Source organism: Micromonospora sp. NPDC023888, assembly GCF_040639415.1.
Classification (GTDB): domain Bacteria; phylum Actinomycetota; class Actinomycetes; order Mycobacteriales; family Micromonosporaceae; genus Micromonospora.
Window position 1 is genome coordinate 71,794 of record NZ_JBEZZW010000029.1, and the last position, 24,308, is coordinate 96,101.

The 24,308-nt window shown below is 72.2% G+C and carries 22 protein-coding genes; 11 read left to right on the plus strand and 11 right to left on the minus strand.

Features of this window, described 5'->3' with window-relative positions:
• The first annotated feature begins 11 nt into the window (after nt 1–11).
• The 5 genes from AB0F61_RS24080 (at nt 12) to AB0F61_RS24100 (ending at nt 4,860) form a co-directional block, all read left to right on the plus strand.
• Nucleotides 12–2,261 carry a heavy metal translocating P-type ATPase gene (locus AB0F61_RS24080; RefSeq protein WP_357813419.1) on the plus strand — a complete coding sequence of 750 codons (2,250 nt, stop codon included), beginning with the start codon at nt 12–14 and terminating at the stop codon, nt 2,259–2,261.
• A 77-nt stretch (nt 2,262–2,338) separates the two neighbouring features.
• Nucleotides 2,339–2,512, plus strand: coding sequence for a CsbD family protein (locus tag AB0F61_RS24085; protein WP_357813422.1), 174 nt, complete (start codon nt 2,339–2,341; stop codon nt 2,510–2,512).
• A 165-nt stretch (nt 2,513–2,677) separates the two neighbouring features.
• A complete protein-coding gene (locus tag AB0F61_RS24090; RefSeq protein ID WP_357813425.1) occupies nt 2,678–3,025 on the plus strand; it encodes an ArsR family transcriptional regulator in 348 nt (115 codons plus the stop codon).
• Entirely contained in the window at nt 3,022–3,291 is a 270-nt protein-coding gene (locus tag AB0F61_RS24095; protein ID WP_357813428.1) for a hypothetical protein, read from the plus strand. The genes AB0F61_RS24090 and AB0F61_RS24095 overlap by 4 nt, the downstream gene beginning before the upstream one ends.
• A gap of 120 nt (nt 3,292–3,411) precedes the next feature.
• On the plus strand, nt 3,412–4,860 hold the full coding sequence (locus AB0F61_RS24100; RefSeq protein WP_357813431.1) for an alpha/beta hydrolase: 1,449 nt from the start codon (nt 3,412–3,414) through the stop codon (nt 4,858–4,860).
• A 78-nt stretch (nt 4,861–4,938) separates the two neighbouring features.
• Here the strand turns inward: AB0F61_RS24100 and AB0F61_RS24105 are convergent, their stop codons facing one another.
• From AB0F61_RS24105 to AB0F61_RS24150, 10 genes are all read right to left on the minus strand, one after another.
• Complete coding sequence (locus AB0F61_RS24105) at nt 4,939–5,565, minus strand: dihydrofolate reductase family protein (RefSeq protein WP_357813434.1); 627 nt, start codon at nt 5,563–5,565, stop codon at nt 4,939–4,941.
• A 35-nt stretch (nt 5,566–5,600) separates the two neighbouring features.
• Nucleotides 5,601–6,854 carry a DUF6596 domain-containing protein gene (locus tag AB0F61_RS24110; RefSeq protein WP_357813437.1) on the minus strand — a complete coding sequence of 418 codons (1,254 nt, stop codon included), beginning with the start codon at nt 6,852–6,854 and terminating at the stop codon, nt 5,601–5,603.
• Entirely contained in the window at nt 6,851–7,207 is a 357-nt protein-coding gene (locus AB0F61_RS24115; RefSeq protein ID WP_357813492.1) for a YciI family protein, read from the minus strand. Before AB0F61_RS24115 ends, AB0F61_RS24110 begins: the two co-directional genes overlap by 4 nt.
• Nucleotides 7,208–7,355: 148 nt before the next feature.
• On the minus strand, nt 7,356–8,618 hold the full coding sequence (locus tag AB0F61_RS24120) for a DUF2786 domain-containing protein (protein WP_357813440.1): 1,263 nt from the start codon (nt 8,616–8,618) through the stop codon (nt 7,356–7,358).
• A 138-nt stretch (nt 8,619–8,756) separates the two neighbouring features.
• On the minus strand, nt 8,757–9,044 hold the full coding sequence (locus AB0F61_RS24125; RefSeq protein ID WP_357813443.1) for a hypothetical protein: 288 nt from the start codon (nt 9,042–9,044) through the stop codon (nt 8,757–8,759).
• 91 nt (nt 9,045–9,135) lie between these two features.
• Complete coding sequence (locus AB0F61_RS24130; protein WP_357813446.1) at nt 9,136–10,311, minus strand: CaiB/BaiF CoA-transferase family protein; 1,176 nt, start codon at nt 10,309–10,311, stop codon at nt 9,136–9,138.
• On the minus strand, nt 10,308–12,476 hold the full coding sequence (locus AB0F61_RS24135; RefSeq protein WP_357813449.1) for a 3-hydroxyacyl-CoA dehydrogenase NAD-binding domain-containing protein: 2,169 nt from the start codon (nt 12,474–12,476) through the stop codon (nt 10,308–10,310). Before AB0F61_RS24135 ends, AB0F61_RS24130 begins: the two co-directional genes overlap by 4 nt.
• Before the next feature lie 14 nt (nt 12,477–12,490).
• Entirely contained in the window at nt 12,491–13,705 is a 1,215-nt protein-coding gene (locus AB0F61_RS24140) for an acetyl-CoA C-acetyltransferase (protein WP_357813452.1), read from the minus strand.
• Nucleotides 13,695–14,861, minus strand: a complete 1,167-nt coding sequence (locus tag AB0F61_RS24145; protein ID WP_357813455.1) for an acyl-CoA dehydrogenase family protein — start codon at nt 14,859–14,861, stop codon at nt 13,695–13,697. The genes AB0F61_RS24140 and AB0F61_RS24145 overlap by 11 nt, the downstream gene beginning before the upstream one ends.
• A 147-nt stretch (nt 14,862–15,008) precedes the next feature.
• Nucleotides 15,009–16,169 (minus strand): peptidoglycan recognition family protein, encoded by a 1,161-nt coding sequence (locus tag AB0F61_RS24150; protein ID WP_357813458.1) that lies wholly within the window; start codon nt 16,167–16,169, stop codon nt 15,009–15,011.
• Nucleotides 16,170–16,372: 203 nt separating this feature from the next.
• Between AB0F61_RS24150 and AB0F61_RS24155 the strand changes: the two genes are divergently transcribed.
• On the plus strand, nt 16,373–17,011 hold the full coding sequence (locus tag AB0F61_RS24155) for a TetR/AcrR family transcriptional regulator (protein ID WP_357813461.1): 639 nt from the start codon (nt 16,373–16,375) through the stop codon (nt 17,009–17,011).
• Nucleotides 17,012–17,032: 21 nt separating this feature from the next.
• Here AB0F61_RS24155 and AB0F61_RS24160 read toward each other — a convergent pair whose 3' ends face one another.
• Complete coding sequence (locus AB0F61_RS24160) at nt 17,033–17,827, minus strand: zf-HC2 domain-containing protein (RefSeq protein WP_357813464.1); 795 nt, start codon at nt 17,825–17,827, stop codon at nt 17,033–17,035.
• A 72-nt stretch (nt 17,828–17,899) separates the two neighbouring features.
• Between AB0F61_RS24160 and AB0F61_RS24165 the strand changes: the two genes are divergently transcribed.
• The 5 genes from AB0F61_RS24165 to AB0F61_RS24185 all read left to right on the plus strand — a co-directional run bounded on the left by AB0F61_RS24165 (nt 17,900) and on the right by AB0F61_RS24185 (nt 24,215).
• Entirely contained in the window at nt 17,900–18,940 is a 1,041-nt protein-coding gene (locus tag AB0F61_RS24165; RefSeq protein ID WP_357813467.1) for an SAM-dependent methyltransferase, read from the plus strand.
• A gap of 445 nt (nt 18,941–19,385) precedes the next feature.
• Nucleotides 19,386–19,475: a K(+)-transporting ATPase subunit F gene (gene kdpF / locus AB0F61_RS24170; RefSeq protein WP_036390805.1), complete on the plus strand. Its 90-nt coding sequence runs from the start codon at nt 19,386–19,388 to the stop codon at nt 19,473–19,475.
• Nucleotides 19,475–21,130 (plus strand): potassium-transporting ATPase subunit KdpA, encoded by a 1,656-nt coding sequence (gene kdpA, locus AB0F61_RS24175; RefSeq protein ID WP_357813471.1) that lies wholly within the window; start codon nt 19,475–19,477, stop codon nt 21,128–21,130. Before kdpF ends, kdpA begins: the two co-directional genes overlap by 1 nt.
• Before the next feature lie 20 nt (nt 21,131–21,150).
• On the plus strand, nt 21,151–23,334 hold the full coding sequence (gene kdpB / locus AB0F61_RS24180; protein ID WP_357813474.1) for a potassium-transporting ATPase subunit KdpB: 2,184 nt from the start codon (nt 21,151–21,153) through the stop codon (nt 23,332–23,334).
• Nucleotides 23,334–24,215: a potassium-transporting ATPase subunit C gene (locus AB0F61_RS24185; protein WP_357813477.1), complete on the plus strand. Its 882-nt coding sequence runs from the start codon at nt 23,334–23,336 to the stop codon at nt 24,213–24,215. The genes kdpB and AB0F61_RS24185 overlap by 1 nt, the downstream gene beginning before the upstream one ends.
• Nucleotides 24,216–24,308 lie beyond the last annotated feature (93 nt).

Below are 24,308 nucleotides of genomic sequence, written 5' to 3' on the forward strand. Positions count from 1 at the left end.
GGGACCACACGATGACCACCACCAGCAGACCGCTGCCCGAGGCACCCAACCGGATCGAGTTGGCGATCGGCGGAATGACCTGCGCCGCCTGCGCCGCCCGGATCGAGAAGAAGCTCAACCGGATGGACGGCGTGAGCGCCGCCGTCAACTACGCCACCGAGAAGGCCACCGTCCGGTACGCCGACGGCGTCACACCGGACGACCTGATCGAGACCGTGCGCAAGACCGGGTACACGGCGGCGCCGCCGACCCCCCGACCGGTCGAGGAGCCAGCCGATCCGCTGCGCGGCCCGCGTACCCGGCTCTGGGTTTCGGTGCTGCTCAGCGTGCCGGTGGTCCTGCTGGCCATGGCCCCAGCCTGGCAGTTCGACTACTGGCAGTGGCTGTCGCTGACCCTGGCCGCCCCGGTGGTGGTCTGGGGTGGGCTGCCGTTCCACCGGGCCGCCTGGACCAACCTGCGGCACGGCGCGGCGACGATGGACACCCTGGTCTCGCTCGGCACCCTGGCCGCGTTCGGCTGGTCGCTCTGGGCGCTCTTCCTCGGTGACGCCGGCATGCCCGGGATGACCCACCCGTTCCGCTTCGACATCACCCGTACCGACGGTGCCGGCAACATCTACCTGGAGGCGGCCGCCGGGGTGACGGTGTTCATCCTGGCCGGCCGCTACTTCGAGGCCCGATCCAAGCGGACCGCCGGCGCGGCCCTGCGCGCCCTGCTCGAACTCGGCGCCAAAGAGGTGTCGGTGCTGCGCGACGGGGTGGAGACCCTGATCCCGGTGGATCGGCTCGCCGTCGGTGACCGGTTCGTGGTGCGCCCCGGGGAGAAGATCGCCACCGACGGGGTGGTCGACGAGGGCACGTCCGCCGTCGACGCCAGCATGCTCACCGGTGAGTCGGTGCCGGTCGAGGTAGGCCCCGGTGACGGCGTGGTCGGCGCCACCATCAACGCGGGTGGACGGCTGATCGTCAGCGCCACCCGGGTCGGCGCGGACACCCAACTCGCCCGGATGGCCGACCTGGTCGAGCAGGCGCAGAGCGGCAAGGCCGCCGTGCAGCGGCTCGCGGACCGGATCTCCGGTGTCTTCGTTCCGGTCGTCATCACCCTCGCCGTCGGCACGCTCGGCTGGTGGCTCGGCACCGGTGCCGGCCCGACCGCCGCGTTCACCGCAGCCGTGGCCGTGCTGATCATCGCCTGCCCCTGCGCGCTCGGCCTGGCCACCCCGACCGCGCTGCTGGTCGGCACCGGTCGGGGCGCGCAACTCGGTGTGCTGATCAAGGGGCCGGAGGTGCTGGAGTCGACCCGCCGGGTGGACACCGTGGTGCTGGACAAGACCGGCACCGTGACGACCGGCCGGATGACCCTGGTGGACGTGGTGCCGGCGAGCGGCACGGATCGGGGCGAGCTGCTCCGGCTCACCGGTGCGGTGGAGGCCGCCTCCGAGCACCCGATCGCCCGTGCGGTCGCGGCGGGTGCCGCCGAGGCGGGGTCGCTGCCCCCGGTGACGGGCTTCGGCAACCTCGAAGGGCTGGGCGTGACCGGCACCGTCGACGGACGGGTCCTGCTCGTCGGTCGGGTCCGGCTGCTGCGCGAGCGGGAGATCGACGTACCGCCCGAGGTCGAGTGGGCCGTCCGCGACGCGGAGGCCGCCGGCCGCACGGCGATCGTCGCGGCCTGGGACGGGCAGGCCCGGGGCGTGCTCGCGGTCGCCGACGTGGTCCGGCCGACCAGCCGGGCGGCGGTGGCCCGGCTGCGGGCGCTGGGGCTCACCCCCGTCCTGCTGACCGGGGACAACACCACTGTGGCCCGCGCGATCGCCGCCGAGGTGGGCATCGACGAGGTGGTCGCCGAGGTGCTGCCGGCCGGCAAGGTCGACGTGGTCAAGCGGCTCCAGGCGCAGGGGCGATCGGTCGCGATGGTCGGTGACGGGGTCAACGACGCCCCGGCGCTGGCCCAGGCCGACCTGGGGTTGGCCATGGGCACCGGCACCGACGTGGCGATCGAGGCGTCCGACCTCACCCTCGTCCGGGGCGACCTGGACGCCGCGGTGGATGCCATCCGGTTGTCCCGGCGCACACTCGGCATCATCCGGGGCAACCTGTTCTGGGCGTTCGGCTACAACGTGGCGGCCCTGCCGTTGGCCGCCGCCGGGCTGCTCAACCCGATGATCGCCGGCGCGACGATGGCGTTGTCCTCGGTCTTCGTGGTGGCCAACAGTCTGCGGTTGCGCCGGTTCCGTCCGGCCGCCGATCGCGGACTGTGACGAGCGGAATGGTTGGGCCGGTGACGACGGGGGTATTGCTGGTGTTGTAGCAGCGACGCTGGCAATGGAGGTTGGCAATGGGACTCGACGATAAGATCAACAACGCCACCGAGGACGCGACCGGCAAGCTGAAGGAAGGCGCCGGTCGGGCCACCGACAACGAGCAGCTCGAGGCCGAGGGTCGCGCTGACCAGTCCACGGCCAAGCTCAAGCAGGCGGGCGAGAAGATCAAGGACGCCTTCAAGAGCTGACGTACGACGTAACCCGCACGCCGGGTCGGTGATCATTCACCGGCCCGGCGTGTCTGTGTGTCCGGCCCCGTTCCGTGACCCTGAGATCCCCCTGATTCCGCTCTCGGCCCGCACCGCCGCGCGGGCATACCTGCTAACTTCTCTTGGCATGTGCGAGGGCTGGTTGTGAGCAACGCTCCATCGCCGACCGGCGACGACCTGGTGCGGGTGCTGGCCTCGTTGGCCAACCCGCACCGGCTGCGGATCATCGCCGCGCTGGCCCGCGAACGTGCCTACGTCAGCGGGCTGGCCCGGCAACTGGGCATCAGCCGAGCGCTGTTGCAGGTCCACCTACGGAAGCTGGCGGCGGCCGGGCTGGTCACCGCGAGCCTGGAGTTGTCGGAGGACGGGAAAGCCATGAACTACTACGAGGTGCAGCCGTTCGTGCTCACCCTCACCCCCGAGACCATCGCGGCGGCGGCCGAGACGCTGACCGTGCCCGACTCGGCCGATCAGCCGGGAGCGAACCGATGAGCGAGCACGACTGGACCGAGGTGGTCGGCGCGATCGGCATCTTCGCCTTCCTGGTCAGCGTGGTCACGGTGACCATCGTGCAGCTCGCCAAGACCTGGCGGGCCCGGTACGAGGCGTCCCGCGCGGACGACTACCGCCGGCTCGCCGAGACCGCCGCCCAGGCGCAGGCGGAGAACGCCCGACTGCTCGCGGCCATGGACGGTCGGCTGGGCGGGATGGAGACCCAGATGACCAAGCTCGAACGCGTCCTGCTCGAGGTCGACTGACCACGGCCAAAGGCCCCGGGCCGTCGAGCGGCTACTCGACGACCCGGGCGGAAGCAGCATCACCTCGCCCAGCGGGCGAGCTTCACCGGTAACGCTCCTTCGAGGAGAGGACAGCACTTCATGCTGCAAGTCCGCAAATCCGCGGTCGGCTGGACGATCGCCCTGGCCCTCACGGCCGCCGGGCTGACCCCGACCAGCCCGGCCGCCGCCCACCCCACGATCGACTGGCGGCCCTGCTCCACCGACGACTCCGCCGAGTGCGGCACCCTGTCGCTCCCGGTCGACTGGGACCGACCCCGGGGGGAACGCTTCGACCTGGCGCTGGCCCGCCGGGTCGCCAAGCCGGCCACCCGCGAGGGCGCGCTGGTCTTCGGCCCCGGCGGCCCGGGTGACAGCGGAGTCGACCGGGTGGTGAACGGCAGCTCCCGGTTCAGCGCCGACCTGCGCCGCCGGTTCGACATCGTCAGCTTCGACCCGCGCGGCACCGGCGGCAGCCACCCGGTCGTCTGCGCCCGGGAGCTGCTCGCCCGGCAACCGCAACTGATCGCCGACCAGGCCCAGTTCGATGCCACGCTGGCCGGCAACGCGCTGCTGCGCGCCGACTGTCGGGCCCGCACCGGGCCGCTCTACGACCACGTGGACACGACAAGCGCCGCCCGCGACCTGGACGCGATCCGCGCCGCGCTCGGCGAGCGGCAGTTGACCTTCCACGGCAGCTCGTACGGCACAGTGCTCGGGCAGCGGTACGCCGAGCTGTACCCCGACCGGGTCCGGGCCATGGTGCTGGAGGCCACGATGGACCACAGCGTCGGCACCCGCGCCTTCCTCGACAGTCAGGCCCGCACCGCGCAGGGCGCGTTCGACGAGTTCGTCGCCTGGTGTGCCAGGTCCAGCGCGTGCGACCTGCACGGACGGGACCTCCGGGCGATCTGGGCCGGGCTGCGCGCTCGGGCCGAACGCGGCGTGCTGACCGACCCGAACCGGCCCGGCGTGCCACTGACCCCGTTCGAGCTGGTCCGGCTCACCCACAAGGAGTTCTACGACACGGCGCGGTGGCCGGGGCTGGCCGAATGGCTCGTCGCGATGGAAACCCTGACCACAGTGCAAAGCGCCGGCCCGTCGGCGGGCGACGCCGTCGCGTCGTACCCCTTCGCGGTCTTCTGCCAGGACTGGAGCCTGCCCGTCCGCGACTACCGGGAGTACGCCGCGCACCTGCGTCGGGTCGCCCGGCTCGCACCGGACCTGCGGTACCCGCCGGCCCTGTTCGCCCTCGCCACCTGCCTGGGCACGCCGACGCCGGTGGCCAACCCGCAACACCGGCTGCGGGTGCGCACCGACGTGCCACTGCTGCTCGCCGCCACCGTGCACGACCCGGCCAGCGGGTACGACTGGGCCACGAACGTGGCCCGCCAGTTGGGCCGGCGCGGCTTGCTGCTCACGTACCAGGGGTGGGGGCATGGCAGCTACACCACCAGCCCGTGCGTGGAGCGGGCCGTCGACGCCTACCTGATCGACAACGTGGTGCCGGCCCGGGGTGCGAACTGCCCGGCCGTCGAACCCGAGGTGTGACCGCGCGCTGCCGGCCGTCCGAGTTCAGCTCGGCCGGCCGGCAGCGGTGGGCGGCGCACCCGACGCGCTGACCTCCGATCAGCGCAGGACCCGGTAGGTCAGGTGCGTCACCGTCGGCCCGGCCACCACCGTTACCTGCTCCAGGCGCGGCGCGATGCCGTCGAAGAGCCGCTCGCCGCCGCCGAGCACGATCGGCACGAGATGCAGTTGCAGGGTGTCGATCAGCCCGGCGGCCAGGTACTGCCGAACCGTGCTCGCCCCGCCGGCGATCGCCACATCCCGGTCGCCCGCCGCCTCTCGGGCCTGCCGTAGCGCCGAGTCGATCCCGTCGGTGACGAATCGGAACTCGGTGCCGCCCCGCATCACCAGCGGCGCCCGCGGGTGGTGGCTGAGCACGAACACCGGGGTGTGGAACGGCGGGTCGTCGCCCCACCAGCCCTGCCAGCTCTCGTCCCAGTCGCCGTCCCCGCCACCGAACATCCGCCGACCCATCACCGACGCCCCGACGCCGCTGGTCATCTCCTCGACGACGTCCGCGTCGACACCCCGGTCACCACCGGCCAACCCGTGCTGCGCCCGCCAGGTGTCCAGGCCGAAGACCCACTCGTGTAACCGCAGGCCGCCCCGGCCCAGCGGGTCCTCCCGACTCTGCTCCGGCCCCGCCACGTACCCGTCGAGTGAGATCGACAGCTGACTTCGCACCATGCTCATGTCCCTTCTGCGCCGGCCGTCGCCGGACCTCATCGTCGTGCGGCCAGTCGGGCGGCACGCAGCTCCAGGTACCGCTGCTCGGGCCGGCTCGTGGTGCCCCGGGCCGCCGCCAGGTACGCCTCCCGCGCCGCGCCGGTCTCGCCGGCCAGCTCCAACAGGTGCGCCCGGACGGCCGCGAGCCGGTGGTGCCCGGCGGTGCGCTCGTCGGCGTCCAGGGACGTGAGCAGGGCGAGCCCGGCCCGTGGCCCGTCCACCATGGCAACCGCCACCGCCTGGTTGAGGGTGACCATCGGGTTCGGCGCGATCCGGGCCAGCAGCCGGTAGAGCGCGACGATCTGCCGCCAGTCCGTCTCCGCCGCCGTCGGCGCCTCGGCGTGCACCGCGGCGATCGCAGCCTGGAGTTGGTACGGGCCCGGCGGCGACCAGGTCAACGCGTCGGTGATCAGCGTGATCCCCTCCGAGCTGGCGGCCACGTCCCAGCGGGTGCGGTCCTGCTCGGCAAGCGGCACCAGCTCCCCGTCCGGGCCGAGCCGAGCCGCCCGGTGCGCGTCGGTGAGCAGCATCAGCGCCAGCAGGCCGGTCACCTCGCCGTCGTCGGGCAGCAGCCCGTGCAGGATGCGAGCCAGCCGGATCGCCTCGCCGGTCAGCTCGGCCCGGTGCAGGTCCGGGCCACTGGACGCGGTGTAGCCCTCGTTGAAGATCAGGTAGAGCACCCGGAGCACCGTTCGCAGCCGCTCGTCCCGTTCGGTGGGGCCGGGCATGGTGAACCGGGCCCCGGCGGCCTCGATGCGCTGCTTGGCCCGGCGGATCCGTTGACTCATCGTCGCCTCCGGCAGCAGGTGCGCCCGGGCGATCTGGGCGGTGCTGAGACCACCGACCGCGCGCAGGGTCAGCGCCACCTGCGCCGACCCGGTCAGCGCCGGATGGCAGCAGAGGAACAGCAGGGTGAGCGTGTCGTCGGCGTCCGCCACCGCGGGCTCCGCGTCGGCCGCCGGGGCCACACCGCCGTACGCCGGCTCGCGCAGCGTGACCGCCAGCTCGCGGTCGCGGCGGGCGTTCTCGCTGCGCCACTCGTCGGTGAGCCGGCGGGTGGCCACGGTCAGCAGCCACGCGCGCGGACTGTCCGGTACGCCCTGCGCGGGCCACTGGGTGGCGGCGGCGAGCAGCGCCTCCTGGACCGCGTCCTCGCACCTGTCGAACTGGCCGTGCCGGCGGACCAGCAGGCCGAGGACCTGCGGCGCGACAGTGCGCAGCAGCTCCTCGACCGTCCGGTCGTCTGTCACATCTCCGCTCCGGCCTCGTCCATGATCGGGCGGACCTCCATGGCACCGCCGAAGCGCACGTCCGGCCAGCGGGCGGCGATCTCGGCGGCCCGTTGTGGGCTGTCGCAGTCGACCGCCAGGTAACCGGCGAACTGCTCCTTGCTCTCCATGAACGGGCCGTCGATGACCTCGGCCCGGCCGTCGACGGCCCGCACCGTCAACGTCTGCGACGGATTGGCCAGCGCCTGGCCGCCGATCAGCTCGCCGCTCTCGGTCAACTCCTTCATGATCTCGTCGACCTCGCCGAACAGGGCTGTGCGGTCCTGCTCGGACAGCTCCTCGGTGAAGCCGGGCCGGTTCCAGATCAGCAGCATGTACTTCACGGCAGTGCTCCTCAGGCTCTGGTCGCATCCCGGTCGGGGCGCGACTCACCGGAGGGTCGGAGCCGACAGCCCGTTCCCTACGGCGTACCCGAAGAAAATCGCAGATATGTTCGCTGGCGGTGGTCCCACGCCGGGCGGTTCAGCGCCGATCGGGTCGGCCGGGCACCTGGCGGGGCTTCCGCCCGCCGCCGACGTCGAGCGACGCCCGGTCCGCGGCCGAGGTGCCCGACGACCAGCCCTCGGCGTCGCGCACACTGAGTCGGTGCCGGGTGACACCGGGAAAGAGGGTGTCCAGCCGCTCCCGGACCGCCTCTCCCCGGGCGGCGAGCACCGGCAACAGCCGCTCCGCCCCGGCCGTCTCGGCCGTCGCCTGGTCCGCCGCGTCGGTGGCCGCGTCGGTGGCCGCGCGCAGCCGTTCGCCGATCCGCAGCGCGAACGCGTTGAGGAACGACTCGTCCCAGACCTTCGTCCGCCGTCCCGATCCGGGCCGGCGCTCGGCCCGCCCGCGCAGCATGGCTGCGGTGGCCTGCACCAGCAGCGAGGTGTAGAGCAACTCCACCGCCACCAGGTCGGCCGGCCAGCCCAGCACTGTGGCGAAGCCGAGATCGTCGGACCAGACCGCCTCACACCTGTTGGCCGCCGCCACCTCCTGCACGAGCAGCGCCTTCGCGCCCGCGTACGGGGTGTCGGTGCTCAGGCGTACGCCGCCGGGCACGTCGCCGCGTTCCGACCCGGCGGCCAGCAGCGCCTCGTCGATGCTGTGCCGGGCGATCAGCTCCTGCGCCTTCCCGGTCAGCGCCTCCGCCTCGGCCGGGAAGGTCGTCGACTCGGCCTTGGCCAGCAGCGCCCGGACCCGGTCCAGCATCGGTGACCCGCTGCGCGCCGGACCGGCCGACCGGGCGGTCGCCGCGCCGCTCGATCCGGGTGGCGGGCGCAGCACCGCGATGGGCGGCAGGCTCTCCACGAGCGTGAGGACATCCACGGCCGTGCGGAGCGCGTCGACCCGGTCCAGCGCCTCCCGGGCGGACCAGCCGGACAGCACGTTCTCGTCGTCCGCCCGCCGCTCGGTGGTCAACTCACGTAACTGCTCGTCGAACCAGGCCGGGACCGGTTCCGCCTGCTCGCGCCGTTGCACGGCCATCGCGTCGCGGACCAGTCGCGTCGCGCGGGCGTCGAGCCGCCGGGCGGCGATCCGGTCCAGGTCCACGGGCTGCCAGCCGCGCGGCCAGAGCCGCGTCAGACCGCGGACCAGGCGGCGCAGCAACGCCGCGTCCACCGCCGTGGCGCCGTCCGCCGCGCCGGTGCCGACCATCAGTTGGTCGAGCTGCCGTTCGGCCTGTCGTACGTCGGTGCCGCGCACCGCCGCGAGTGCGTTGGCGACGAGTTCGTCCGCGTCCGGCACGGGCACCTCCTTCCCGGGTTCCGCTGCCGGCGAGGCGTCCCGACCCGCCTCAGCTCCATGATCATGCCGTGCGGGGTGCCGGAGGCGCGAAACGGGGATGTTGCCGCCGGCCGAGCCCGCCCGTCGGCCCGCTCTTGATCAACTTGGCCGAGGTCCGGGGGTGCCCGCGCGCAGGGCGGTGGAGAGCTGGTGGAGGAACACGCGGATGCTCTCCTCGCCGTGCGGGGTCTCGATCTCGTCGTTGAGCGGGACGGTGGAGCGCAGGGCCTGGCCCAGCGCGTCAAGCGTCGCGGTCCGGTCGCCCGGGTAGCGCCCGTCGGTCACGTCACGGGCGACCCGGGTCACCACCGAGTCGTCAAGCGCCCGGTCGAACTGGACCCCGTAGAGGATTCCGTTGATGTGGCCCTTCCACAGGTCCGTGGTCATGCTCGCCGACTCCCTGGCAGAAATGGCTGCCGTCCCGGCCGGGATCGGCTCCGCCGAGCCTGCCACCACACCCCGGGGACGTGCACTCCCGTCAGGTCCGTAGCGGCCAGCCGGCGAGAATCTCCGCTGCCGGTAGGACATCCTGCTCCGGGTCCGGGGCGGGAACCGGCCGGGGCGCGGGCGTCCGGTCGAAGCGGGGTGCCGGGGCCGGTTGGATCTCGCCGCCGACGTCGACGAAGGTGCCCCGCGCGGCGTTGTGCGGATGTCGGTGCGCCTCACCGGGCGCGAGCACCGGCGCGACGCAGGCGTCCAGCTCGGTGAAGACCGCCGTCCACTCGTCCCGGGTCCGCTCGGCGAACCGCGCGGCGAAGCGCCGGCGTAGCTGATCCCAGCCGCTCGGGTCGTACTGCGCCGGCAGGTCCGGGTCGTCGGCCAGGCCGAGGCCGGTGAGGAGTACGTCGTAGAAGGCCGGTTCCACAGCGCCGACAGCCATGAATCCACCGTCGGCGGTGGCGTACGTGTCGTAGAACGGCGCCCCACCGTCGAACATGTTGCGCCCGCGCGGCGCGGCCCACAGGCCACTGCCGAGCAGCCCGTGCAGGAACGACGTGAGCAGCGCCGACCCGTCCACCATCGCCGCGTCGACCACCTGGCCGACGCCGGAGCGTTCCCGTTCCAGCAGCGCCGCCAACACGCCGACGGCGAGCAGCATGCCGCCCCCGCCGAAGTCGGCGAGCAGGTTCGTCGGCGCGTACGGGCGCTCGCCGGCCCGACCCAGCGGCTCCAACGCCCCCGCCACCGCGATGTAGTCGATGTCGTGCCCGGCCCGGGACGCCAGCGGGCCGTCCTGGCCCCAGCCGGTCATCCGCGCGTACACCAGCCCGGGGTTGCGCGCCCGGCACACCTGCGGGCCGAAGCCGAGCCGCTCGGCGACCCCCGGCCGGTACGCCTCCACCAGCACGTCCGCCCGCTCGACGAGGCGCAGCAGGTCGTCCACGCCGGCCGGGGACTTCAGGTCGAGTGCGGTCACCCGCCGGCCGCGCTGCAACGGCCCGCCGGTCGGCGCGGCAAGCCGCCCCGCACCCGGGGCACCCGGCCGGTCCACCCGCACCACGTCCGCGCCGAGGTCGGCGAGCACCATGCAGCCGAACGGCGCCGGCGCGAGGCTCGCCAACTCGACCACCCGCACCCCGGCCAACGGCCCACCCTGCCCCGACCCGCCCGGCTCGCCGGCGTGCGGATCGGACGGGACATCAGAGCCCGTCATGCGACGCCTGCCAATTCGCCCGGGTGGGCGGCCGAGGCGGCGAGCCGGTCGACCAGGTCCGCCGGGGGAGTGAACCGGTCGCCGTACCGGTCGGCCAGCTCGGCGGCACGGGCCGCGAAGCCGGCGGGACCGCCCGCGTACTGCCGGACGTAGCGGATGACCCCGCCGGTCCAGGCGGGGAAACCGATGCCGAAGATCGAGCCGATGTTGGCGTCGGTCTCGGTGCGCAGCACACCCTCGTCGAGGCAGCGCAGCGCGTCCAACGCCTCGGCGAAGAGCATCCGTTCCTGGAGGTCGGTGAACGGCACCGCGCGACCCGCGTCGGTGACCAGGTCGGCGAGGCCCGGCCACAACCGGCCCCGGGCGCCGTCGTCGTAGGAGTAGAAGCCGCGCCCCTCGGCGCGCCCCGGCCGGTCGTACGCGTCGACCAGCTCGTCGACGAGCCGGTGCGCCGGCAGCGGCAGGAACTCCTCGCTGGCGTCCTCGAACTGCCGGCGGATCCGCTGGATCAGGGTGAGGCTCACCTCGTCGGCAAGCGCCAGCGGCCCGGTCGGGTAGCCGGCCTGCAACGCGGCCTGCTCCACCGACGCGGCGGGAACACCCTCGGCGACCATGCCGACCGCCTCGTCGAGGAACCGACCGATCACCCGGCTGGTGAAGAAGCCCCGGCCGTCGTTGACCACGATGGGCGTCTTGCCGATCCGCCGGCCCAGGTCGAACGCCCTCGCCAGGGCGGTGTCGCTGGTGCGTGCTCCGACCACGATCTCCAGCAGCGGCATCCGGTCCACCGGGGAGAAGAAGTGCATGCCGATGAAGTCGGCCGGCCGGTCCACCCCCTCGGCCAGCCCGGTGATCGGCAGGGTGGAGGTGTTGGAGGCGAGCAGCGCGCCCGGCGCCAACACCGGCAGCACCTCGGCGAAGACCGCCTTCTTCAGCGTCGGGTCCTCGAAGACCGCCTCGATCACCGCGTCGCAGCCGGCCAACGCGTCGACCCGGTCCGTGGTGGTGATCCGGCCCAGCACCGCCCGCGCGTCCGCCTCCGTCGCGCGGCCCTTGCGTACCCTGCGGGCCAGCAACCGCTCGGCGTGCTCCCGGGCCCGGCCGGCGGCCTCCGGCGTGACGTCCCTGACCACCACGTCCAACCCGGCGCTGGCGCAGGCGTACGCGATGCCCGCGCCCATCATGCCGGCGCCGAGCACCGCCACCCGGCGCACCGGCGGGGCGTGCACGTCGGTCGGGCGGGCTGCACCGCCGTTGACGGCCTTCAGGTCGAAGAAGAAGGCGCCGATCATGTTCTTGGCGATCTGCCCGGTGAGCAGGCCGATCAGGTGCCGGGTCTCCACTGTGAACGCGGTCTCCAGGTCGACCTGCGCGCCTTCGACGGCGGTCGCCAGGATCGCCTCGGGTGCGGGCAACCGGGCACCCTTGAGCTGCTTGCGCAGGGTGGCCGGGAAGGCCGGCAACTGGGCGGCCAGTGACCGGCTGGCCGGGGTGCCGCCGGGCATCCGGTAGTCCGGTCGGTCCCACGGCTGGCTCGGGTGCGGGTTGGCGGCGATCCAGGCCCGCGCGCGATCCAGCAGTTCGGTGGGCGTGGCGACCACCTCGTCCACGATGCCCACGGCCAGGGCGTCGGCGGGGCGCATCCGTCGACCGGTGAGCAGCACCGTGGTCAGTGCCGCGGCCAGGCCGAGCATCCGTACCGTCCGGGTGACACCGCCGGCCCCGGGCAGCAGGCCCAGGGTCACCTCGGGCAGCCCGAGCCGGCTGTCCGGGGCGTCAAGCGCGATCCGGTGGTGGCAGGCGAGGGCGATCTCCAGGCCACCGCCGAGCGCGGAGCCGTTGATCGCGGCGACCACCGGTCGGCCCAGCGTCTCCAGCCGGCGCAGGTCCCGTTTGATGGTGTCGAGCACCTCGGCCAGTTCGGGCGCGTCGGCGCGGGTGGCCCGGATCATCCGCGGCAGGTCACCGCCGGCGAAGAAGGTCGACTTCGCGCTTGTCACGACGACCCCGGTCACCTCGTCGCGCTCGGCTTCCAACCGGTCGAGCGCGGCGCTCATGGACGTGGCGTACGCCTGGTTCATGATGTTCGCGGACTGGTCGGGGTCGTCCAGGGTGAGCGTGACGATGCCGTCGGCGCCGCGGTCGTACCGGATGGTGTTGGTCATGGTCGTCCCCCGGGTCAGCAGCGCTCAAGAACGGTGGCGACGCCCATGCCGCCGCCGATGCAGAGGGTCACCACGGCGCGGCGCAGGTCGCGGCGCTCCAACTCGTCCACGGCGGTGCCGATCAGCATCGCCCCGGTCGCGCCGAGCGGGTGGCCGAGCGCGATCGCGCCGCCGTTGACGTTCACGCGGTCCGGGTCGAGGCCCAGGTCCCGGACGTACTTGAGCACCACTGCCGCGAACGCCTCGTTGAACTCGAACAGGTCGATGTCGGCGACGGTCAGCCCGGCGGCGGCGAGCGCCTTGTGGGTGGCCGGGATCGGGCCGGTCAGCATCAGCGTCGGGTCGGCGCCGCTGACCGCCGCGCTGACGATCCGGGCACGCGGGGTGAGGCCGAGGTCCTGGCCGACCTGCTCCGAGCCGATGAGCACCAGCGCCGCGCCGTCCACGATGCCTGACGAGTTGCCGGCGTGGTGGACGTGGTCGATCGCCTCCAACCAGTGGAACTTCTGCAACGCGACCGCGTCGAAGCCGGCGGCCTCGCCGAGCGCGGCGAACGACGGGGTGAGTCGGGCCAACGTCTCCCGGGTGGTGTCCGGGCGCGGGTGCTCGTCCACGGTGAGGATGTCCAGCCCGTTGTCGTCGCGCACCGGCACCACCGAGCGGGCGAAGTGCCCGCCGGCCCACGCCTTGGCGGCCCGCTCCTGCGACCGCAGCGCGTAGCCGTCCACGTCGTCGCGGGTGAAGCCCTCCAGGGTGGCGATCAGGTCGGCGCTGATGCCCTGCGGCACGAACGACGTGGCAAGCGTGGTCTGCGGATCGCTGATCCAGGCCCCGCCGTCCGAACCCATCGGCACCCGGGACATCGACTCCACACCACCGGCGAGCAGCAGGTGCTCCCAGCCGGAGCGGATCCGCGCGGCAGCGGTGTTCACCGCCTCCAGCCCGGAGGCACAGAACCGGTTGAGCTGCACCCCGCCCACCTGGTCGGGCAGTCCGGCCAGCAGCGCCGCCGCCCGCGCCAGGTTGCCGCCCTGCTCGCCGACCGGGGTGACGATGCCCAGCAGCAGGTCCTCCAGCCGGCCCACGTCCAGCCCGGGATTGCGCTCCCGCAGCGCGTCGATCAGGCCGACCACAAGCGAGATCGGCTTGACCCCGTGCAGCGAGCCGGTGTCCCGGCCGCGTCCGCGCGGGGTCCGGACCGCGTCGAAGACGTACGCCTCAGAGGGCACGGGCGATCAGCTCCTTCATGATCTCGTTGGTGCCGCCGTAGATCTTCTGGACGCGGGCGTCGGCGTACATCTGGGCGATCGGGTATTCCGTCGTGTAGCCGTAGCCGCCGAAGAGCTGGAGGCACCGGTCGATGACCTCGCACTGCCCGTCGGTGAGCCAGGACTTCGCCATCGCGGCGGTCGCCACGTCCAGGTCGCCACGGGTGTGCCGGACGATGCAGTCGTCCAGGAAGACCCGGCTGACCCGGGTGCGGGTGGCGCACTCGGCGAGCACCATCCGGGTGTTCTGGTGGCCCATCAGCGTCTTGCCGAAGGCGGTGCGCTGCTTGGCGTACGCGACGGTCAGCTCGACCGCCCGTTCCATGGCCGCGACCGCGCCGACGCCGATGACCAGCCGTTCCTGCGGAAGCTGCTGCATGAGCTGGACGAAGCCCAGCCCTTCGGCGTCGCCGAGCAGGTTGGCCGCCGGCACCCGGAACCCGTCGAAGAACAACTCGGCGGTGTCGTTGGCGTGCAGCCCGATCTTGGACAGCAGCCGGCCCCGGCGGAAGCCCTCCGGATCGCCGCCGACCTCGCAGACCAGCAGCGAGACACCGGCCGCCCGCTGCTCGGGGTCGGTCTTCACGGCCATGATGATCAGGTCGGCCAGGCCACCGTTGGTGATGAACGTCTTCGCGCCGGTGATCAGGTAGTCGTCTCCGTCGCGGACCGCCCGGGTGCGCATCGCCTGTAGGTCGGAGCCGCCGTCCGGCTCGGTCATCGCGATCGCGCCGACCAGCTCACCGCTGCACAGGCCGGGCAGCCACCGTCGCTTCTGCTCCGCGCTGCCGTACGCGACGAGATAGCCGGTGACGATGCCACTGTGGACGGCCAATCCGAGGCTGCTCTCTCCGGTGTGTGCCTGCTCGTGCAGCAGCACGGCCTCGTGGGTGAACCGGCCACCTCCGCCGCCGTACTCCTCCGGGACGGACAGGCCCAGCAGCCCCAGCTCACCGGCGCGGCGGTAGTGCTCGCGGTCCGGATGGCCCTGCGCCAGCAGGCGGTCGGCGTGCGGCAGCACCTCCTTGGTGAAGAAGGTGCGGGCCAGGTCGGCGAGGTCGTCGTGCTCCGGCTCGCGCCAGGCTGAGGGGGATCCGTCGAGCGGGGGCGTCGGCATGTGCACCACCCTCGCGCGCTGTTGGCGGCATGTCAATAAGTCGGGATCGGCCGCCCCGCAGGCGTGGCGGGGCAGTGCACGCCGTCGCCCCCGCCGGCGCGACGGGCGCGCTGACGGGGGCGACGGGGCGAGGCTGACCGGCGGCGACTAGCGCCTCGGCGGCCGGGGTGGCGGAGTCGGGCGCACTCCGGCCAGAGTGGCCACCTCCTGGCGCAACTGGCCGAGGTAGGGATAGAAGTAGTCGCCCGGGCACTCGGTCGGATCGGCACCGACGCTCGCCCAGTCCCGGTGGCCCGAGATGACCGCCACGTTGCCACCCACCCCGCTCACCGGATTGACGTACCCGGTCCGGCCGGTGGGGTTGAGCCGACTCAAGCCGCTGAGCCCCGCCAGGACCAGGGCCAGTGACCGCTGCGCGGCGGGGGTGGGCAGGATGGACGAGTACCGGCCCAGCAGGCAGACGCCGATGTTGCCCGCGTTGTAACCGCCCACGTGCGCCGCGTTGACCATGAGCGGCCGACCGTCGCCACCGAAACCCGGGCCGTAGACCGGCTGCGGCCCCGGGTCGGAGTAGCGACCCTCGTAGACCCGTCCGGCCTCGTCGATCAGCAGGTGGTAGCCGATGTCACCGAACTCCTGCAGCACGCACTGGTCGTAGTAGATGGCACGAACCGTGGCCGCCGGGTCGGGATCCTCGTTGTGCTGGTACACGCCACTGTGGTGGACCGTGAGCGTCTGCACTGGATAGAACTCGGTCGGCCACAGTTGGCTGCCGTTCGGGGCGAGCCGGAGCGACTCGTCAGCTCCCCAACCGGACCGGGGCAGATACGTCGGCTTCCGCCTGGTGCCGGACGGCAGCGGAAGGCTGTTCGTTTCCGCGCTCGCGACCGTCCGCCGAGCCCCGTCGACCATGTTCAGCTCGACGACCGTGGCAGCCGAGCCATCCGCGACCTGGACCTCGTACCCGGTGGCGCCGTCGACCACCACGATGTCGGACCGGGCCGAAACCGCCCGACCGTCCCGACCGTTCGGACACGCGCTGATCTCCAGCCAGTCGCTCCACCCCTTTCCGGTACGCAGGCGCACCGCCGCCGCCGGGCCGTTGTGCGCGACAGACAGGTGGGTCAACGGGATGGCCGGTGACGTCACCACCGTCCGGCTCATCAGCCGACCACGACGGGCCGCGAGCGGCGACGTCACGGTGGAGGTGGACGGTGCCGCTGTCGCCGACCCGCCGAACGTACCGGCGGCCGAGAGGCCGACGGCCGCACCGGCCGCGCCAGACAACAATCGACGTCGAGAAACCAAGACTCTGCTCCCTTGCTCAGTTGGTCTCGTCCGCCGGCTTGGACGGTTGAGGCCGGACCAGTCGGACTGCCACTGACGAGTGGCAAGGGTAGAGCAGAAGGGTGGATCAGCGCAGGCCGCTCGAACGGCGTACCCCCGCTTTCATCACCTGATCAAGGTGAGGGCGGGTGGCCGACGCCGAGGCGCTCGATAGGGTCGGGCAGATGAGTGTCGAGACGGCTCCGCGCCGCCGCCGTCTGGAGCCGGACGCCCGGCGCGGGCAGATCCTGGCCTGCGCGGTCCGGCTGTTCGGCGAACGCCCGTACGCGGAGGTGTCGACCACCGACATCGCCCGGGAGGCAGGTGTCGCTCGGGGCCTGGTCAACCACTACTTCGGTGCGAAGAAGGACCTCTACCTGGAGGTCGTCCGGGTCATGGTGACCATCCCGGAGGTTGCCCTGGAGCGGTTGCCCAAGGGTGATCTCCGGACCCGGGTCGATGCCAGCGTCTCCTGGTTCCTCGACGTGGTGTCCCGGCACAGCACCTCCTGGTTGGCTGCCGTCACCGCTCGGGGGATGGGCGGCGACACCGACGTGGAGCGGGTGCTCGCCGAGGCCGAGGAGGTCGCCGCGGACCGCATGCTCGTCGCCGTCGGGCTGGCCGGCGAGGCGGAGCATCGCGAGGAGTTGCGCGGGATGGTCCGGGCGTACGGCGGGCTGGCAACGTCGACCGCCCGGGAGTGGCTCCAGCGCGGGGTGTTGACCCGTGCCCAGGTGCACCTGCTGCTCACCACCACCCTGCTGACCATCGTCGAGCAGGTCATCCCGCAGGTCATCGCCGGTGCTGGTCCGACCCGCCAGTGACGCAGGCCACGGGTAGAGCGGTCAGGCGGCGCGACGTCCGCCGGCTTGGTCGATGTGCGCTGCCGGGGCGGCGTTGCGGTCGGCGGCCTGCGCCGGGTACGACTCGGGGCGGACCACCCGCAGCGGCCGGTCCACCTCGTCGGTGCCGAACCGCCAGCGTGACGGTGCCGGCTGCCGTTGCGGCGCGGGTCCGCCGGGGCGCAGACCGGGCCGGGACAGCAGCACGGTGATCAGGTAGCCGACCACCAGGAACCCGTGACTGACCAGCCGCTCCCCGCCCACCGATCCGGTGGCCAGGTCGTTCACCGAGAGCAGCAGCAACGTGCCGACGAACGCGCTGAGCATCGGCAGCAGCCCGGCCGGTGGGCTGCGGCGGACCGCCACGAAGAGGAAGCCGGCACCCACTGCCACGTTCCACGCGGCCGACTCGTGCCACAGGTGCTGGCCGGCCGGGTGCAGGTGATCGGCTGTCGCGCCCCGGCCGACCTGGGCCAGGCCGAGCACCAACTGCACCGCGCCGAGCAGCCCGAGCGCCGCGCGTAGCCCGGCCACCAGTCGGCCCTGGCCGGCCAGCCGCCGCCACCACGACCGGCGGGCCGGCTCCGCCGCGACGGCGGCCAGGATCGCCGCAGTCCGGTCGGGCACATCGGCGACCAACCGGGTACGGACCCGACGCGTCACCGCGGCCGCCGCCGTGAACCAGGCCCGGCATTCGGCACACCCGTCGAGGTGTCCCTGCACCGCCGCCAGTTCGGCTGCGGTCTCCTCCCCGTCCAGCTGCGCGGACAGGACCTCCCGCCACTGCTCACACCCCATGTACCGGTAGTCGCTCCACGGGCCGCTCCGGTTCCCGGCGACCGCGACGGGTTGTGGAATACTCGCCGGACCATGACGCGCTACGGCCTGCTTATCCTGCCCGCCACCAACCGGGTGTACGCCCGCTCCGCCGTCGACCTGACCCGGGCCGAGCTGGAGATCTTCGGCCGCTCGGCGCTCGACGGCCGGATCGGCGAGCTGGACACCGAGATCGTCGGAGGGGCGTCCTACGTCACCTTCACCGGCGACGGGCTGACCGAGCGGGACCTGGCCGTCCTGGGCAACCTCTCCGCCGGGTACGCGCTGTTCGAGATCGTCGGTGAGCTGCTGCGGCCGATCGAGTGGAGCCGACTGGACCGCTACGACGACGACCTGCTCACCATCCAGAAGTATCCGGGCAAGACCAACGAGCAGTTCACCAAGCTGCTGCTCAACGTCACACTGCTCGCCTCGGACTGGGCTGGCGAGCTGACCGGCCGGCGGTTCCGGGTGCTCGACCCGCTCTGCGGCCGGGGCACGACCCTCAACCAGGCACTCATGTACGGGTTCGACGCCGCCGGCATCGAGCGCGACCAGAAGGACGTCGAGGCGTACCGGGCGTTCATCACCACCTGGCTGAAGCAGAAGCGGGTCAAGCACCGGGTGCTGGAGTCGGGGCCGGTGCGGCGGGAGCGCAAGGTGGTCGGCCGTCGGGTGCGGATCGAGTTGGCGCCGACCCGCGAGGAGCACAAGGCCGGCCAGACCCAACTGCTGGACGTGGTCAACGCCGACACGGCCCGCTCGGCGGAGTTCTTCCGCCCGGAGACCGTCGACCTGGTCGTCGCCGACGCCCCGTACGGCGTGCAGCACGGCAGTCGTACCGCCGATCAGGGGTTGACCCGCGACCCGCTGGCGTTGCTCGCGGACGCCGCGCCGGTCTGGGCGCGGCTGTTGCGTCCCGGCGGTGCGCTCGGTATCTCGTGGAACACCCACGTCGCCAGCCGCGAGGACGCGGCGGCGGCGCTTGCCGACGCCGGCCTGACCGTTGTCGACGCCGAGCCCTACCGGGCGCTGCGGCACCGGGTCGACCAGTCGATCATGCGCGACGTGCTGGTGGCCCGCCGCCCGGCCTGACCCGGCCCGCCGCCTGGCCTGCACACCCCCGCTTGGGCCATGCGCCACCCATCCGGGTCGCGCATGGTCTCTCTCGCGTGCGCCCTTTGCTCTGCACCTGCGGAGGCGACGCTCACGGTCTGTAGCTGGTGCCTCCGCAGGTGCAGAGCAAAGGGTGGACAACTGGTCTTGGTCTCGCGGACCGTCCAGCGGCCTGTGCCGCATTTCACCTGCTCACTGGGCAGGTGTGAAAACCGCGTCAAGAAAAGGTTCGGCTCCGTCATGGTCGCGTTATGACTCCTGCCGTCCGGCTGGTGGTGGGGCTTTGATTGCCCGGCGCGACCGGAAGGCGGTCGCGACGAACCTTTCCGGTAAGAGGAGTCAGCGTGTCTGACGTGGTGTTCGTGGTCCTGACGGTGGTGCTGTTCGCAGTGCTCGCCCTGGTGGTCCGGGCGGTGGAGAAGCTGTGAACGCGGTAAACGCCGTCGGTCTGGTGCTCGCGATCGTCCTGGGCGCGTTCCTGGTGTTCGCCCTGCTGTTCCCGGAGCGCTTCTGATGACCATGACAACAGCGGGCGTCATCTTCATCGTGACGCTGGTGGCGGCCCTCGTCGCCGTCTACAAGCCGTTCGGCGACTACATGTTCCGGGCGGTCGCCGGCACGAAGCAGTCCCGGGTGGAGCGGGGGATCTTCCGGCTGGTCGGGGTCAACCCGGCCGCCGAGCAGACCTGGGGCGTGTACGCCCGCAGCGTGCTGGCGTTCTCCGCGGTCTCGATCCTGTTCCTGTACCTGTTCCAGCGGGTGCAGAACCACCTGTGGCTGTCCCTGGGCTTCGACCCGGTGGTGCCGCACGGCGCGTGGAACACGGCAGTGTCGTTCGTGACGAACACCAACTGGCAGTCGTACTCGGGTGAGTCGACGATGGGCCACCTGGTGCAGATGGCCGGCCTGGCCGTGCAGAACTTCGTCTCGGCGGCGGTCGGCATCGCGGTGGCGGTGGCGCTGGTACGCGGCTTCGCCCGCAGCCGGACCGGGCAGCTCGGCAACTTCTGGGTCGACCTGACCCGGATCGTGCTGCGGATCCTGCTGCCGATCGCCGTCCTCGGCGCCATCGCGCTGATGATCGGCGGCGTGGTGCAGAACCTCTCCGGCGGCACCGACGTGAGCACGCTCACCGGCGGCGCCCAGACCATCACCGGTGGTCCGGTCGCCAGCCAGGAGGTGATCAAGGAGCTGGGCACCAACGGTGGCGGCTTCTACAACGTCAACAGCGCGCACCCGTTCGAGAACCCCACCACCTGGACGAACTGGCTGGAGATCTTCCTGATCTTCCTGATCCCGTTCAGCCTGCCCCGGGTCTTCGGCCGGATGGTCGGGCAGAACCGGCAGGGCTACGCCATCGCCGCGGTGATGGGCATCCTCGCGTTCCTCAGCGTCGCCCTCACCAACATCTTCGAGCTGGCCGGCCACGGCACGGTGCCGCAGGCGGTCGGCGCGGCGATGGAGGGCAAGGAGGTGCGGTTCGACGTGTCCAACTCGGCCACCTTCGCCGCCGCCACCACGCTCACCTCGACCGGTGCGGTGAACTCGTTCCACGACTCGTTCACCTCGCTCGGCGGCATGATGACGATGGTCAACATGATGCTCGGCGAGGTCGCGCCGGGCGGCACCGGTTCCGGTCTCTACGGCCTGCTCATCCTCGCGGTGATCACGGTCTTCGTGGCCGGCCTGATGGTCGGCCGCACCCCCGAGTACCTGGGCAAGAAGATCGGGTCGCGCGAGATCAAGTTCGCCTCGCTCTACTTCCTGATCACGCCGATCCTGGTGCTCGTCGGCACTGCCGCCGCGTTCGCCACCGGCAACAACTCGACGGCGCTGAACGTCGGCCCGCACGGCCTCTCCGAGGTGCTGTACGCGTTCACCTCGGCCAGCAACAACAACGGCTCCGCCTTCGGCGGCATCACGGTCAACACCACCTGGTGGGACACCGCGCTCGGGTTGTGCATGCTGCTGGGCCGGTTCCTGCCGCTCATCTTCGTGCTCGCGTTGGCCGGCTCGCTGGCCCGCCAGGCACCCACCCCCGCGTCCGAGGGCACCCTGCCGACCCACCGACCGCTGTTCATCGGCATGGTCGTCGGCGTCACCGTGGTCCTCGTCGCGCTGACCTTCCTGCCCGCGCTCGCGCTCGGCCCGCTGGCAGAGGGGCTCTGACCACCATGAGGAACGAAGGAATGTCCGTGACATCCGGGCAACTCGCCACCGGCGCCACCCAGGGCAACCCGATCGGCGGAGGTCTGCTCGACCCCCAGCAGCTCATCCGGTCCCTGCCGGACGCGGTCCGCAAGCTCAACCCGACCACGCTGTGGCGTAACCCGGTGATGCTGATCGTCGAGGTCGGCGCGGCCTTCACCACCGTCCTGGCGGTGCTCGACCCGTCGGTGTTCGCCTGGGCGATCACCGTCTGGCTCTGGCTGACAGTGGTCTTCGCCAACCTCGCCGAGGCGGTCGCCGAGGGCCGGGGCAAGGCCCAGGCCGCGACACTGCGCCAGGCGAAGAAGGACACCATCGCCACCCGGTTGATCGACTGGAGGCCGGGCGCGCGGGCCAACACCTACCGCGACGAGGCGGTGCCCGCGCCGGAGCTGCGCCAGGGCGACGTCGTGCTCGTCGAGGCGGGCGGCATCATCCCCGGCGACGGCGACATCGTCGAGGGCATCGCCAGCGTCGACGAGTCGGCCATCACCGGTGAGTCGGCCCCGGTCATCCGGGAGTCCGGCGGCGACCGCAGCGCGGTCACCGGCGGCACCAAGGTGCTCTCCGACCAGATCATCGTCAAGATCACCCAGAAGCCGGGCGAGAGCTTCATCGACCGGATGATCGCCCTGGTCGAGGGCGCCAACCGGCAGAAGACACCCAACGAGATCGCGCTGAACATCCTGCTCGCCGCACTCACTGTCATCTTCCTGCTGGCCGTCGTCACGCTCCAGCCGCTCGCCATCTTCTCCAAGGCGTACCAGGCGGCCGCGCCGGACAGCGGCGCGATCACCAGCTCCGGTGTCACCGGCGTGGTGCTGATCTCGCTGCTGGTCTGCCTGATCCCCACCACCATCGGCGCGCTGCTCTCCGCCATCGGCATCGCCGGCATGGACCGGCTGGTGCAGCGCAACGTCCTGGCCATGAGCGGTCGGGCCGTCGAGGCGGCCGGCGACGTCAACACCCTGCTGCTCGACAAGACCGGCACCATCACGCTCGGCAACCGGCAGGCCGCCGAGTTCGTACCGGTCGAGGGCGTCGACGCCGCGACGCTCGCCGACGCCGCGCAGTTGTCCAGCCTGGCCGACGAGACCCCGGAGGGGCGCTCGGTGGTGGTGCTGGCGAAGAACGAGTTCGGGCTGCGCGAGCGCGAGCCCGGCGTGATGCCGCACGCCACGTTCGTGCCGTTCACCGCCCAGACCCGGATGAGCGGCGTCGACCTCACCCCGGACGCCAGCGTGGACGGCGGCGCGGTGGGCACGGCCCGCCGGGTCCGCAAGGGCGCCGCCGCCGCGGTGATGAAGTGGGTACGGGAGAACGGCGGCCACCCGACCGAGCAGGTCGGCGAGATCGTGGACGCGATCAGCGGCACCGGCGGCACCCCGCTCGTGGTCGCCGAGCACGTCGACGGTGAACCCGCCCGCGCCCTGGGCGTCATCCACCTCAAGGACGTCGTCAAGTCCGGCATGCGCGAGCGGTTCGACGAGATGCGCCGGATGGGCATCCGCACCGTGATGATCACCGGTGACAACCCGCGGACCGCGAAGGCCATCGCCGACGAGGCCGGGGTGGACGACTTCCTGGCCGAGGCGACGCCGGAGGACAAGCTCGCGCTGATCAGGCGGGAGCAGGAGGGCGGCCGGCTCGTCGCGATGACCGGCGACGGCACCAACGACGCGCCGGCGCTCGCCCAGGCCGACGTCGGGGTGGCGATGAACACCGGTACGTCGGCCGCCAAGGAGGCCGGCAACATGGTCGACCTCGACTCCGACCCGACCAAGCTGATCGAGATCGTGGAGATCGGCAAGCAGTTGCTGATCACCCGGGGCGCGCTGACCACGTTCAGCATCGCCAACGACATCGCGAAGTACTTCGCGATCATCCCGGCCATGTTCGCCGGCCTCTACCCGAGCCTGGACGCGCTGAACATCATGCGGCTGTCCAGCCCGGAGTCGGCGATCCTGTCCGCTGTCATCTTCAACGCCCTGGTGATCATCGCGCTGATCCCGCTCGCCCTGCGGGGCGTGCGGTACCGGCCGGCCGCCGCGTCGAAGCTGCTCGGCCGCAACCTGCTGGTCTACGGCCTGGGCGGCATCATCGTCCCGTTCATCGGGATCAAGCTCATCGACCTGCTCATCCAGTTCATCCCGGGGATTTCGTGATGCGTCTACCCACCTGGATCGCCCAACACCTCGCCGCGCTGCGCGCCGTGCTCGTCTTCACCGTGCTGCTCGGCCTGGTCTACCCGCTGGCCCTGGTGGCGCTCGGCCAGCTACCCGGCCTCCACCACAGGGCCGACGGCTCGCTGATCACCGCGGGCGGGAACACCGTCGGCAGCGCGCTCATCGGCCAGTCCTTCACCGACGCGGACGGCAACCCCGTCGCCCGCTACTTCCAGTCCCGCCCCTCCGCCGCTGGCGACGGCTACGACCCGACCGCCACCTCGGCCAGCAACCTGGGCCCGGAGAGCGTCGTCGACACCATCGCCACCGATCCGCAGGAGTCCAGCGAGAGCCTGCTCACCCAGGTGTGCGGGCGCAGCAGGTCCGTCGGCGAGCTGAACGGCGTCGACGGCCGACGCCCGTACTGCACCGACGACGGGGTGGGCGCCGTACTCGCGGTCTTCCGCGCCGACGGCCTGACCGGCCCGGTCACCCGGGTGGTGAGCGTGAACCAGGCCGCCCCGGCCACCCCGTTCGTCACCGAGTACCAGGGGGTCGCTGTGGAGCCGGCCCAGCCCGGCGAGGACTACGTGGCCGCCGGTGGGGTGGTCACCCCCATCCGCGGCGACGCGCCGGCCGACCCGGCGGTGCCCGCCGACGCGGTCACCGCCAGCGCCAGCGGCCTCGACCCGCAGATCAGCCCGGCGTACGCCGAGTTGCAGGTGAACAGGGTGGCGCGTGAGCGCGGCGCGGACCCGGCGGTGGTCCGCGAACTGGTCAAGGAGCACACCGACGGGCGCGGACTCGGCTTCCTGGGTGAGCCCGGTGTCAACGTGCTGGAGCTCAACCTCGCCCTCGACAAGCGGTTCGCCGCGCGCTGAGCGCACTAGCGGGCGGGGCCGTGCCGACCGGCACGCCTCGAACAGCATCGCCCGAGCCCGGTCCGGCAGCCGCAGCGACGCCAACAACTCGTC